Source organism: Lysinibacillus sp. FSL K6-1151 (assembly GCF_038630755.1).
In the GTDB taxonomy this organism is placed as follows: domain Bacteria; phylum Bacillota; class Bacilli; order Bacillales_A; family Planococcaceae; genus Lysinibacillus; species Lysinibacillus fusiformis_D.
On record NZ_CP152040.1, the window covers coordinates 996,802 to 1,010,379 of the forward strand.

Sequence of the window (13,578 nt, forward strand, 5' to 3'; positions counted from 1 at the left end):
CATGACAAAGGTACTTCAAAATGTACAAATGCTAGATGAACAAGGTGAATTGAAGACAGTCAATATTGCAATGGCAGACGGAAAGATTACGGCTATTGGTCAGGATGTGACTGTAGCAGGTGCAGAACTGATTGAAGGACATGGTTTAATCGTGGCACCAGGTTTTATCGATGTTCATACACATTTACGAGAGCCAGGATTTGAGCATAAAGAAACCATTGCTACAGGCTCCGCCTCAGCAGCAAAGGGTGGCTTTACGACAATTTGTGCGATGCCTAATACAAAGCCAGTACCTGATTCGGTTGACAACATGCAGCTCATCAATGGGCTCATTAAGGACAGTGCTGTTATTCGAGTACTCCCATATGGTTCCCTAACAAAGGATATATCGGGCGAGGTTCGAACAAATATTGAAGAATTAAAAGCACATGGAGCCGTAGCGTTCTCAGATGATGGTGTAGGCATTCAGCTAGCCTCAACGATGTATGAGCAAATGAAAGATGCGGCCCAGCACGATATGGTTGTTGTAGCACATTGTGAGGACAACTCATTAATCTATGATGGTGTGATGCATGAAGGAAAGCGTAATAAAGAGCTTGGGCTTCCAGGGATACCTTCCATTTGTGAATCAGTACAAATTGCACGAGATGTACTACTAGCAGAAGCGGCAGGGGCACGCTACCATGTTTGTCACGTTTCTACGAAGGAATCGGTGCGTGCAGTAAGAGATGCGAAGGCAGCAGGTATTCGTGTCACAGCAGAAGTTTGTCCACATCATTTATTACTAGAAGAGATGGATATACCATCTGACGATGCAAATTGGAAAATGAATCCACCATTACGCGCAGCTGATGATAAGGATTCTCTACATGCAGCACTACTTGATGGCACAATCGACTGCATCGCAACAGATCATGCACCACATACAGTAGAAGAAAAATGCTGCGGTATGGTTGGCGCACCATTTGGTATCGTCGGTTTCGAAACAGCTTTTCCATTGCTTTATACACAATTTGTTGAAACAGGAAAATGGACTTTAAAGCAATTAATTGATTGGATGACAGTGAGAGCAGCTGAGATTTTTGATCTGCCATATGGCACATTAGCAGTAGGCGCTTCAGCGGATATGATTTTAATTGATATTCAAAAAGAACAAACAATTGATGCAGATGGCTTTGTATCAAAAGGTCGTAATACACCATTCAACGGCTGGGTGGCAAAGGGTTGGCCAGTACTAACGATTTTTGAAGGCAATATCGTATATCAGGAGGCAGAGTAATGAAAAAACGTTTACTAGTTTTAGAAGATGGCACAGTATTTACAGGTACAGCATTTGGTAGCGAGCGCGCTTCACAAGGTGAGGTTGTATTTACAACAGGGATGACAGGTTATCAGGAAACGATTTCAGATCCTTCATTCTATGGACAAATTGTTACATTGACATATCCTTTAGTTGGTAATTACGGCATTAACCGTGATGACTTTGAATCGATTACGCCAGCCATTCGTGGATTCGTTGTGCGTGAATTGGCTAAAAAACCTTCAAACTTCCGCTGTGATTTAACTTTAGATGACTATTTGACAGCAAAGGATATCCCAGGAATTGAAGGCATTGATACGCGAAAATTAACACGTATCATACGCAGTAAAGGATCGGTTAAAGCGATTTTGACGGCTGCTGATGAAGAAGTAAATGTGGATGAAATTGTAGCACAATTACAAGCGACACCAGCCATTACACACCATGTCCGTGAAGTATCTCCAAAAGCTGCTTATCCATCTCCTGGTCGTGGTAAACGAGTTGTCTTAATTGATTATGGTATGAAGCACGGAATCCTACGCGAATTAAACAAACGTGATTGTGATGTGTTGGTAGTACCTTATAATACACCAGCTGAGGAAATTTTAGCTTGGCATCCAGATGGTATCATGCTATCCAATGGACCAGGGAATCCTGAAGATGTTCAGGAAGGTATTGAAACAGTACGTAACTTAATAGGAAAAGTGCCAATGTTCGGTATTTGTTTAGGACACCAAATCTTTTCATTAGCTAGTGGAGCAAAAGCCTTCAAACTACCGTTTGGACACCGCGGTGGTAACCACCCAGTCAAAGACTTACGCACAGGACGTACAGATTTAACATCTCAGAACCATGGCTATGCTATCGACATCGATTCATTAAAAGAAACGGATTTAGAATTAACACATATCGCATTAAATGATGGAACATGTGAAGGTGTGCGTCATAAGAAATATCCGATTTTCACAGTGCAATATCACCCAGAAGCATCACCAGGACCAGAGGATTCAAACCACTTATTTGATGAATTCATCGAAATGATGGAAGTAGAAGCAGGGAAGGGGAAACAACATGCCTAAACGTACAGATATTGAAACTATTTTAGTAATTGGCTCAGGCCCAATCGTTATCGGACAAGCAGCAGAATTTGACTATGCAGGTACACAAGCTTGTCTTTCATTAAAAGAAGAAGGCTACCGTGTTATTTTAATCAACTCAAACCCTGCCACAATCATGACAGATACAGAAATTGCGGACAAAGTATATATCGAGCCAATTTCTCTTGATTTTGTCTCTCGTATTTTACGTAAAGAGCGTCCAGATGCGATTTTACCAACACTTGGCGGTCAAACAGGTTTAAATATGGCGATTGAGTTAGACAAATCAGGTATTTTAGACGAGCTTGGTATTGAAATTCTTGGTACAAAACTAGATGCTATCCATAAAGCAGAAGATCGTGATTTATTCCGTAATTTAATGTATGAGCTAGGTGCTCCAGTTCCTGAGTCTGATATTATTCATAACTTAGATGAAGCCAAAAGATTTGTTGCGAAAATTGGATACCCTGTCATTGTTCGACCAGCCTTTACACTTGGCGGTACAGGGGGCGGTATTTGCTACAACGATCAAGATTTAGAAGAGATTGTGACATCGGGTTTAAAATATTCACCCGTAACACAATGTTTATTAGAAAAATCAATTGCTGGCTATAAAGAGATTGAATATGAAGTAATGCGTGATGCGGCTAACAATGCCATTGTTGTATGTAACATGGAAAACGTTGACCCAGTAGGAATCCATACAGGTGACTCAATCGTTGTAGCACCAACGCAAACACTATCAGATCGTGAAAACCAAATGCTACGTAATATTTCGCTAGATATTATTCGTGCACTTAAAATAGAGGGTGGCTGCAACGTCCAGCTAGCACTTGATCCATATAGCTTTAATTACTATGTGATTGAAGTAAACCCACGCGTATCGCGTTCATCTGCACTAGCATCTAAAGCAACAGGTTATCCAATTGCTAAGCTAGCAGCTAAAATTGCAGTTGGTTTAACATTAGATGAAATTAAAAACCCTGTAACAGGATCAACATATGCTTGTTTTGAACCTGCACTTGATTATATCGTAGCTAAAATTCCTCGCTGGCCATTCGATAAATTCGAATCAGCTAAACGTAATCTTGGTACGCAAATGAAAGCGACTGGTGAAGTAATGGCATTAGGTCGCACATTTGAGGAAGCTATGTTAAAAGCGGTTCGTTCTCTTGAGACCGGTCAAGTACATTTAGAGTTAAAGCATGCTGAGGAAAATTCAGATTCTTGGATTGAAAAACGTATCCGCAAAGCTGGAGATGAGCGCCTATTCTTTATCGGTGAAGCTTTACGTCGAGGTGTAACAATTGAACAAATTCATGAATGGTCAGCGATTGATCTATTCTTCTTAAATAAGTTTAAAAATATCGTGGATATGGAACAAACACTTGCTGACCATAAAAATGATAAAGATGTCCTACGTACAGCAAAACGTTTAGGCTTTGCAGATAAGAAGGTTGCTGAGCTTTGGGAAACAACACCAGAAGCCATTTATGCTTATCGTAAAGAACATGGCATTATTCCAGTCTATAAAATGGTTGATACATGTGCAGCGGAATTCGAATCGGAAACACCATATTTCTATGGCACATATGAAGAAGAAAATGAATCTATTAAGTCAGAAAAACCTTCTGTTGTGGTACTTGGATCAGGCCCAATCCGCATCGGCCAAGGGGTAGAATTCGATTATGCAACAGTACACTCAGTATGGGCGATTCAAGAGGCTGGCTATGAGGCAATTATTATCAACTCCAACCCAGAAACAGTATCAACAGACTTCTCTGTTTCTGATAAGCTCTACTTCGAGCCATTAACAATTGAGGATGTTATGCATATTATCGATTTAGAACAACCAATTGGTGTTGTTGTTCAATTCGGTGGTCAAACAGCCATTAACCTGGCCGATAAATTAGCAGCAAATGGTGTAAAAATCTTAGGTACATCTTTAGAAGATACTGACCGTGCAGAAAACCGCGATAAGTTCGAGCAGGCTTTACGTGAATTAAACATTCCGCAGCCGCTAGGGGAAACAGCCGTTTCTACAGAGGAGGCTCTTGCCATTAGTGAGCGTCTAGGCTTCCCAGTACTTGTTCGTCCATCGTATGTACTTGGTGGACGTGCAATGGAAATTGTCTACAATCAAGATGAATTACAGCACTATATGGAAAATGCAGTGGAGGCATCTCCAGATCATCCTGTTTTAGTAGACCGTTACTTAACAGGACAGGAAATCGAAGTAGATGCTATCTGTGACGGCGAAAATGTTCTAATTCCAGGAATTATGGAACATATTGAGCGTGCAGGGGTTCACTCTGGAGACTCAATCTCTGTCTATCCACCACAAAAATTAACACAGGCACAAAAGGATACATTAGTTGATTATACAACTCGTCTCGCGAAGGGCCTAGGCATCATTGGCTTAATGAATATCCAATACGTAATTTCACAGGGCGAAGTATTTGTGATTGAGGTAAACCCACGTTCATCACGTACAGTACCATTCTTAAGTAAAATTACAAATATTCCAATGGCTAACATTGCAACGAAAGCAATCCTTGGAAAATCTATTGTAGAGCAGGGCTACCCAACAGGTTTAGCGCCTGAACAAAAGGGTGTATTTGTAAAAGTACCAGTGTTCTCATTCGCAAAATTACGTCGTGTAGACATTACATTAGGACCTGAAATGAAATCCACTGGTGAGGTAATGGGGAAAGATGCAACATTAGAAAAAGCCCTTTATAAAGGTTTAGTTGCAGCAGGTATGGAAATTCGTACAGAAGGTACAGTATTGTTTACTGTATCTGATAAAGATAAGGAAGAAGCGATTGCATTAGCAAAACGTTTCTCTACGGTAGGGTATCGCATTGTAGCTACTGAAGGTACAGCAAAAGCATTTGAAGAAGCAGGAGTACGTACAGATATTGTTGGCAAGATTGGTGCGAAAGGACAAACATTGATTGACCTTATCCAAAATGGTGAAGCTCAGCTTGTTGTCAATACATTAACTAAAGGGAAGCAGCCAGCTCGTGATGGCTTCCGAATCCGTCGTGAGTCTGTAGAAAATGGCGTACCTTGTCTAACATCTTTAGATACAGCAGAAGCAATGGTTCGTGTTATCGAATCCATGACATTTACAGCAGAACAAATGCCAAAAGCGGAGGTAGTACACTAATATGATACGTCAAGAGAAAATGACGGTCGTCTCTCAAAAGCAAATTGCGACAAACATTTTCGAACTGACACTTCATGGTGAACTGGTTCAGGAGATGACTCCTGGCCAGTTTGTCCATGTAAAGGTGTCAGATTCATTGGAGCCGCTTTTACGTCGACCAATTAGTATTGCAAATATTGATAAAGAAAACAATGAGTTTACTATGATTTATCGTGCTGAAGGACGTGGTACGAAAGTGCTGGCGACGAATCGAGAAGGTCAACAAGTCAACGTGCTTGGTCCAATAGGTAATGGTTTCCCAGTAGATGCGGTACAAGAGGGAGGCACTGCACTATTAGTTGGCGGTGGAATTGGTGTACCACCTTTACATGAATTATCCAAACAATTGAATGCTCGTGGTGTGAAAACCATCCATGTCCTAGGCTTCCAAACAGAGGATGTCTGCTTTTATGAGGATGAATTTAGTGCACTTGGTGAAACACATTATGTGACTGTGGATGGCTCGAAAGGTACAAAAGGCTTTGTAACAACTGTATTAGAGTCAAGTGCCCCAAAGTTTGATGTATTTTATTCCTGTGGGCCATTACCGATGTTAAAAGCATTAGAGGGCTTTTATCCTGAAAAAGTGGGTTATTTATCATTTGAAGAACGTATGGGCTGTGGTATTGGAGCTTGCTTTGCATGTGTATGTAAAACAACTGATGAAGTTGAAAAAGACTATGTTAAAGTATGCTCTGATGGTCCAGTTTTCCTGAAAGGAACGGTGGCACTATGAGTCGTTTAACCATTCAAATACCAGGCTTAGCGTTAAAAAATCCAATTATGCCAGCTTCGGGTTGCTTTGGCTTTGGCCGTGAATATGCACAGCTTTATGATTTGTCAAAACTAGGTGCTATCATGATTAAGGCAACAACGGTCGAAACACGTGCCGGTAACCCAACGCCACGTGTTGCTGAAACAGCGGCGGGGATGTTAAATGCAATTGGTTTACAAAATCCAGGCATTGAAAAAGTGATGAATGAAGAATTGACATTTTTAGAGAGCTATGATGTGCCAATTATCGCTAATGTTGCTGGTACTGAAACGGCAGATTATGTGGAAGTAGCGCGTCGTATTTCAGCAGCATCAAATGTCAAAGCATTGGAACTGAATATTTCTTGCCCTAACGTGAAGTGTGGTGGCATCCAGTTTGGGACAGACCCAGCAACAGCACGTCAGCTTGTTGAGGCTGTCAAGGCTGTGTCTGAAGTGCCAGTCTATGTGAAGCTATCACCAAACGTGACAAATATTGTGGATATTGCTTTAGCTGTTGAAGCAGGTGGAGCAGATGGTATTACGATGATAAATACATTGGTAGGTATGCGTTTAGATGAGCGTACAGGAAAGCCTGTCATTGCTAATGGAACAGGTGGACTATCAGGTCCTGCTGTTAAACCTGTAGCAATCCGAATGGTTTATGAGGTGTACAAAGCTGTCAATATTCCGATAATTGGTATGGGTGGTGTAACAGAAGCACAGGATGTCATTGATTTTATGTCTGCAGGTGCTTCAGCTGTAGCAGTAGGAACAGCAAACTTTGTTGACCACTTTGTCTGTCCAAACATCATTGAAGAATTACCAGCAAAGCTTGATGCATTAGGTGTAGAACATATAACAGAGATTATCGGAAGGAGCCATCGCTGATGAATACGAAACCAATATTAGCACTAGATTTTCCAGGAGAAAAAGAAGTGTTTGATTTTCTAAAACAGTTCAATGAGCCTCTTTTCGTGAAAATTGGTATGGAATTATATATGCAAGAAGGGCCTGACATTGTTCGAAAAGTAAAGGATTTAGGTCATGATATTTTCCTTGATTTAAAATTACATGATATCCCGAATACAGTAGGCTCGGCGATGAAGGGTCTAGCAAAACTAGGGGTAGATTTAGTCAATGTGCATGCTGCTGGGGGACGTCCTATGATGGAGGCAGCACTAGAAGGACTTGAAGCGGGTACACCTGCTGGCAAAGAACGTCCAGCATTAATAGCCGTTACACAATTAACATCAACAACAGAAGAACAAATGCAAGCAGAACAACAAATTGCTCTATCTTTACAAGAGTCTGTCTTACATTATTCAAGTCTTACAAAACAAGCAGGTTTACAAGGTGTAGTTTGCTCTGTACATGAGGCGAAGGCAATTGCAGAAGTGTGTGGAGATGATTTTCTACGTGTAACACCTGGAATTCGTCTAGCAGGCGGTGCTGCACACGATCAAAAGCGTATTGCCACACCAGATGGCGCAAAGCGTGACGGTTCATCACTCATCGTTGTTGGGCGTGCCGTAACTGGTGCACAGGATCCAGTAGCTGCATATAAAATCGTAAGTGAATTATGGGAGGCATAAATGATGACATTACAAAATGAAATTGCACACGCTATGTTAAAAGTGGGTGCTGTAGAATTAAATCCAACTGAATTATTTACATGGGCGTCTGGTATTAAATCTCCTATTTACTGTGATACTCGTTTAACAATCTCAGACCCAGTTATTCGTAAACAATTAGCAAATGGCTTAGCAGCTGTTATCAAAGAGAATTTTGGTGCAACAGAAATCGTAGCAGGAACAGCTACAGCGGGTATCCCACACGCAGCATGGGTAAGTGATATTTTAGAATTACCGATGGTTTATGTACGATCAAAAGCAAAAGAGCATGGTCGTGGTAATCAAATCGAAGGAAAATACGCAGCAGGTCAAAAAGTAGTTGTTGTGGAGGATATCGTTTCCACAGGCGGTTCTTCGATTACAGCAGTAGAAGCATTGCGTGCAGCTGGCTGTGAAGTATTAGGCGTAGTTTGTGTCTACACCTATAATCTTCCACGCGCTGAGCAAGCATTTGATGAGGCTGGCATTCAGTATGTATCGTTAACAAACTTCGATTATTTAATTGAAGCAGCAAACGAATCAGGTGCTATTAAAGAAGAAGATATTCCATTTTTAAAAGAGTGGCATAGTAAATTAAAGGCTGGAGAGCTTTGATTCTAAGAATGGTGGTATGATATTTTTTCATACCACCTTTTCCTATTAATGCAAATTCTTAAGGAGTTACGAACCCTCACTTCTAAGCAACTATTTCTCAGGGCATATGTTTTTAGCAAATGTTTTGGTAGGCAAAAGCTAGTGGCAGATACAGAAGTCTAAGTTTTTTTCGATTTTTAAATATCTAATTTCGCAAATAGGGAATTTATTCGAACTTATAGATATTCATTCCCGACATTGAGTTCATCCGTATAACCAATTGACTCATCTACAATACCAAACTTATTGTTATTACGCTAAGTTGTAAAAAACCTCTATGTTAATTATCACCAAATGCTATCATGTCAGATTTAGAATGCCTTACTAAGGCCTCTTAAATATTGTGAATTACAAAATGCTTCCTCTACTTTAATTCAAAATCTTTAACTTACTCTTCGGTATTATTTGTACAGAAATTAACCAAAATCGCTCTAAGAAGTGTCCTTAGAGCAATGACATTCTTCAATATATTTAGAAAAATTTAGACCATTATTGGTGTTTGAAAATTCCTAATGGAATTCAGAAAAGTGTGTTAATAATGTGTTAATGGTATTAAAGAACATTTTTTGAACATTATATATATTAAGTAAATTATTTAATTTGAAATGTTATAATCCTAACAATAGCAACATTTAATATTATGAAAATACGGAATGTTGTGAATAAATTGTGTGAGGAGGTGAAGTAATATGGCTAATGTAAAAGAATTGCCAGAAGAAGTTATGCAAGATTTAGAAGCATGTACTTGTGGATGTGGCATTTTAACAGGTAAGGGAGGTGGATAATTAACATAAAGCAAAGTATTTAAACAATTTGAAAGAATAGGCAAAGGAAGCTATGTAAGAAATATTCAATGTAGTAGCAAGGTATAGCATAAAGAACACTTAAATAGTTAAGTAAAATAATACAAAGATAATAATTACTACTATTTATTAAATAGTAGTAATTATTATTTAAAAGGATTTTATCGCATAACTTATGGATATAAATATACTATGAATCAATATATATCTTTAAAATTTTTATTTTTAGTTAATCGAATAATATAATAATTATTTATAGAAGGAGATTCTATATGAAATTGTCAAATGATTTATTAATTGTAAATAAAAATCAAGATTATTTAATTTATAATTCAGAGTTTAATAGAGCTTTAATAATTAATAAACAAACTTATGAAACATTATTTAATAATCAAAATGAACAAATAGATAGTAATAAATTATCCTTTTTAAGTGAGAAAGAAATAAATATTTTAATTAAGAATGGAGTTCTAATAAAAAGTCAACAAGAATATGAAGAAAATAAATATATAGAAATTCTTAATAAGAGAGATAAGGAAGTAGGTATTAATGTTGTATATTTTCATCTTACTCAAAGGTGTAATTTAAAGTGCACATATTGTTATAACAAAAATAACCTAAATAAGAAGGATTTACTAACAACAAACGAAGTAAAAGAAATTTTGTTTAATCTTGCAGAGACAGGGGTAAAAGTAATTAATTTTACGGGTGGAGAAACTCTATTAAGAAGAGATATCGAAGAAGTATGTAAGTATGCTAAATCTTTAAATTTGCATACTGAAATATTATCTAACGGTATGTTACTTAATAAAAGAATGGGGTTATTAAATTATGTGGACAAATTTATTATTAGTCTTGACACATTAAATGAAAAAAATAATCTAAGAGAGGGATTAAATACTCCACTTCTTTTAAGGAACTTAAAGAATATACCACCAGAATATAGACATAAATTTTCAATACGCTCAGTATCTTCGCAAAACAATGAGAATGATTGGAAAGAAGTGAAGACGTACGTAAAAAATGTATTAGGAATGGAGCACATTTTAGTACCTTTTATTCCAAATAAGTTTGAAGAAATGGCATATATACCCGATTTAAATTGTTTCCCATTAGATAATGAAGATTGTACTTTGAATAGTAGTCTTTGTGGTGCATCGTATAAAATAATCGCTATTGATTCTGATGGTTCTATTTATCCTTGTCAAACTTTAATAAATACTAAATTTAGAATTACTAATATAAAAGAAACAGAGTGGCTTCAAAAATTAAAAAATTCTACAATAACTAGTCAATTCCAAAATAGGACTGTATTAAATATTAAAGGATGTGAATCTTGTAGTATTAAATACTTATGTGGCGGTGGATGCAGTGCTATTTCAGATAACTTATTTGGAGATATAAATGTTAGTAACGAAGTACTATGTGGCTTACAAAGAAGAATAGCGATGAATAAACTTGAAAATTTATTAATAAAGTATGCATGATACAATTAAAAGCATTTTTGATAAATATTATTTAAATAAATATTGCTATTCTAAAAATAATGACCCTATTCAAAATGTATTTATCCAAAATGATAAATATTTAAGAATATCAGAAAATAAAAAATGTTTCTGGAATTTTTTAGATTTGTTGAAAATTGATTTTAGAGTAGATGAGGCAAAAGTATATATAATTAAAAATAATTCAGAGTATAGGGGATTTTTAGAGGGTTCTAGAATTCTTTCAATCAATAATAATACTAATGTATTATATGAACTTATCTCTCAAAAAGATTTTTATGATATTGTTATAGAAAATAAAAATATGAGTAGAAAAACTATAAGAATAAAAAATCCTATAATTAGAGAAAATCAAATAAATAATAAAATTAAATTATATGAAAATGATCTATTTGTAAAATTTAATGATTTAAATAATATAAGTTATATAAATAATTTTTTAAACCAAATAGATATAATAGATTTATTTATCTTGGATTTAAGAGATAATCAAGGTGGCTCTTTTACAAATGCTATAAGATTTTTAGAGTATTTTATTCAAAAGGGTCATATTATTACTTATTTGGAAGATAAAAATAATGAATATAAAGTAACTTCTAAACAAAATAAAAAAATAAATTTTGAGAATTTGGTTATTTTTTTTAATAACTTTACAATTAGTTCCGCTGAGGTCATTATTAAATCTTTAATTACTGAATTTCCTAATTCTATTTTAATTGGGGAGAAAAGCGGTGGAAAAGATATTGTAACAAATATATTTTCTTGCGAAGAATATTTTATTAAAATTCCACAATATAAATATAAATTTAATAATTATTTAGATAAAAGTCCAATAATAAAACCTAATTTCGATTTTAGAAATATAAAAATCAAAAAAAGGCTAAAGGAGCTAGGTTTGATAAGTGAAAAATTTGATTAAAGATAATATAGGATTTGTTACAGTTACTTTCTTGTTAACAATCTTCACAGCGTTATTGACAGTGTCTGTACCTTTACTATTATCAAATGTTTTCAAAGAAAATTATCAACTGAATTATCAAAAGTTACTTTGGATAATTGTATTTATGATAATAACCTATAGTATTCAAATATTCATGGTGATTATAAGAGAAAATTTTGCTAAGAATTTCAATTCTAGTTATGCAAAAACTCTTTACGGAGAATTGCATAAAATGAAATACGATTCTATTTTATCTAAAGAATCTACTTATTTAATTGAAAGAATAGGACAATCTATAGATGCTTTTTATATGTTTATTTCTAATAGTCTAGTAGGAATAATTAGTAATATTATTATTATTATTGTAGCTCTTTTTCTCGTATTTAAAATAAATTTGATGTTAGGTATTCTATTATTACTTTTAATACCTTTAAATTATTTAGGTTTTAAAGCAATAAATAAAGAATTGCATAAAAAGAGCATGATAATGCAAAAGGAAACAGCGCAAGGATATAAAGAGCTTGTATCCATTTTTAAAAATATTGATATGGTAAAACAAAGTGATATAAATCGTATTAATAATTTGATTGAACCGTCTTTAGAAAGGATTTATCTTACAAGAGCCAATGTTAATAAGTTCGGACAAAGCAGTAGTCTTATTATTAAACTAATTAATAATTTTGTGCAAAATTTGTTGTTTTTTATCCTAGCTTATTTAATTTATACAAATAAAACAACTGTTAATGATTTAATTATCGTAAGTATTATACTACCTATTTTTTTTACTGCATTGCAAGGGTTTACAAATGTGAACTTAGAATTTAGAGATATTCAAGTTTCTAAAGAATTTATAACAAAGGAACTTTTAGAAGAAAATGAAGGAAACGGTAATGAAGAATTAAATCAAATAAATTCTATATCTTTTCATTCTGTTAAGACAAACATAGGAAAAAAGCCATTTATATATAATATTAAAGATGAATATAGAGAAGGAGATATTATATTTGTCAAAGGAGTTTCTGGTGCTGGAAAAAGTTCTTTAATGAAATTATTAATGAAATTTAGAGAATCTGAAGGGATTTTTATAAATGGTTTACCTATTAATAAAATAGAGAATTATAGTTTGAGATGTAAAATTTTTTACCTTTCCCAGGATACAGCGATCCTACCTTTGACAATGAAAGAAAATATACTCTTTGGTAAGAAATTTTCTAATATTGATTGGGATAAAATACAAAATTCGAAATTACTAAAATCTATCTTTAAAAATGGCAATACATTAGATATGAAAATCTATGAGTATGGAACAAATTTGTCGGGAGGTGAAAAACAAAGGATAATGCTTTCTAGAATATTAGTAGAAGATTTTGATGTTATTATCTTAGATGAAGTAACAAGTAATATTGATAAAGAAAGCCAAGAAGTAATTTATAAAACATTATTAAATGATTATAAAGATAAAATAGTTTTTATCATATCGCATGATTTGTCTAATGAAAAGTATTGTAACAAAACAATTAACATTCAATATGGATTAAGTGATTAGGTTAGAAGTTTTAAGTATGCTTCCTATTTGAGTGAATAGATAGTCTATGAATAACTTCACCTTTTCTCATGGTATAATCTAATAGTGGCCCGAAAAGTTTTATAAATTGTATTTGAGAATATAATTTTATAAAGAGGAAGAATATCTACAAATGTC

10 protein-coding genes are annotated in these 13,578 nt (G+C 34.9%); all 10 read left to right on the plus strand.

Features of this window, described 5'->3' with window-relative positions; all coding sequences use genetic code 11:
• Position 1 precedes the first annotated feature (1 nt).
• Complete coding sequence (locus MHI04_RS04650; protein WP_089931957.1) at positions 2–1,279, plus strand: dihydroorotase; 1,278 nt, start codon at positions 2–4, stop codon at positions 1,277–1,279.
• Positions 1,279–2,379 carry a glutamine-hydrolyzing carbamoyl-phosphate synthase small subunit gene (gene carA / locus MHI04_RS04655; protein ID WP_036125049.1) on the plus strand — a complete coding sequence of 367 codons (1,101 nt, stop codon included), beginning with the start codon at positions 1,279–1,281 and terminating at the stop codon, positions 2,377–2,379. Before MHI04_RS04650 ends, carA begins: the two co-directional genes overlap by 1 nt.
• Entirely contained in the window at positions 2,372–5,569 is a 3,198-nt protein-coding gene (carB, locus tag MHI04_RS04660) for a carbamoyl-phosphate synthase large subunit (protein WP_089931960.1), read from the plus strand. The genes carA and carB overlap by 8 nt, the downstream gene beginning before the upstream one ends.
• Position 5,570: 1 nt before the next feature.
• The gene (locus tag MHI04_RS04665; RefSeq protein ID WP_089931963.1) at positions 5,571–6,344 is read left to right on the plus strand and encodes a dihydroorotate dehydrogenase electron transfer subunit; all 774 of its coding nucleotides are present in this window, start codon (positions 5,571–5,573) and stop codon (positions 6,342–6,344) included.
• Positions 6,341–7,252 (plus strand): dihydroorotate dehydrogenase, encoded by a 912-nt coding sequence (locus MHI04_RS04670; RefSeq protein WP_036125043.1) that lies wholly within the window; start codon positions 6,341–6,343, stop codon positions 7,250–7,252. Before MHI04_RS04665 ends, MHI04_RS04670 begins: the two co-directional genes overlap by 4 nt.
• Positions 7,252–7,956: an orotidine-5'-phosphate decarboxylase gene (gene pyrF, locus MHI04_RS04675; RefSeq protein WP_089931965.1), complete on the plus strand. Its 705-nt coding sequence runs from the start codon at positions 7,252–7,254 to the stop codon at positions 7,954–7,956. The genes MHI04_RS04670 and pyrF overlap by 1 nt, the downstream gene beginning before the upstream one ends.
• A 3-nt stretch (positions 7,957–7,959) precedes the next feature.
• Positions 7,960–8,589 (plus strand): orotate phosphoribosyltransferase, encoded by a 630-nt coding sequence (gene pyrE / locus MHI04_RS04680; RefSeq protein ID WP_340812637.1) that lies wholly within the window; start codon positions 7,960–7,962, stop codon positions 8,587–8,589.
• A 1,114-nt stretch (positions 8,590–9,703) separates the two neighbouring features.
• Entirely contained in the window at positions 9,704–10,918 is a 1,215-nt protein-coding gene (locus tag MHI04_RS04685) for a radical SAM protein (RefSeq protein WP_342535372.1), read from the plus strand.
• Entirely contained in the window at positions 10,911–11,855 is a 945-nt protein-coding gene (locus tag MHI04_RS04690; RefSeq protein WP_342535373.1) for a S41 family peptidase, read from the plus strand. Before MHI04_RS04685 ends, MHI04_RS04690 begins: the two co-directional genes overlap by 8 nt.
• Positions 11,839–13,422 carry an ABC transporter ATP-binding protein gene (locus MHI04_RS04695; RefSeq protein WP_342535374.1) on the plus strand — a complete coding sequence of 528 codons (1,584 nt, stop codon included), beginning with the start codon at positions 11,839–11,841 and terminating at the stop codon, positions 13,420–13,422. The genes MHI04_RS04690 and MHI04_RS04695 overlap by 17 nt, the downstream gene beginning before the upstream one ends.
• Positions 13,423–13,578: the final 156 nt, after the last annotated feature.

What these genes read in the sequence shown, in the direction of transcription:
- MHI04_RS04650 (WP_089931957.1), top strand. Translation starts at nt 2, where the DNA reads ATGACAAAGGTACTTCAAAATGTACAAATGCTAGATGAACAAGGTGAA.
- carA (WP_036125049.1), top strand. Translation starts at nt 1,279, where the DNA reads ATGAAAAAACGTTTACTAGTTTTAGAAGATGGCACAGTATTTACAGGT.
- carB (WP_089931960.1), top strand. Translation starts at nt 2,372, where the DNA reads ATGCCTAAACGTACAGATATTGAAACTATTTTAGTAATTGGCTCAGGC.
- MHI04_RS04665 (WP_089931963.1), top strand. Translation starts at nt 5,571, where the DNA reads ATGATACGTCAAGAGAAAATGACGGTCGTCTCTCAAAAGCAAATTGCG.
- MHI04_RS04670 (WP_036125043.1), top strand. Translation starts at nt 6,341, where the DNA reads ATGAGTCGTTTAACCATTCAAATACCAGGCTTAGCGTTAAAAAATCCA.
- pyrF (WP_089931965.1), top strand. Translation starts at nt 7,252, where the DNA reads ATGAATACGAAACCAATATTAGCACTAGATTTTCCAGGAGAAAAAGAA.
- pyrE (WP_340812637.1), top strand. Translation starts at nt 7,960, where the DNA reads ATGACATTACAAAATGAAATTGCACACGCTATGTTAAAAGTGGGTGCT.
- MHI04_RS04685 (WP_342535372.1), top strand. Translation starts at nt 9,704, where the DNA reads ATGAAATTGTCAAATGATTTATTAATTGTAAATAAAAATCAAGATTAT.
- MHI04_RS04690 (WP_342535373.1), top strand. Translation starts at nt 10,911, where the DNA reads ATGCATGATACAATTAAAAGCATTTTTGATAAATATTATTTAAATAAA.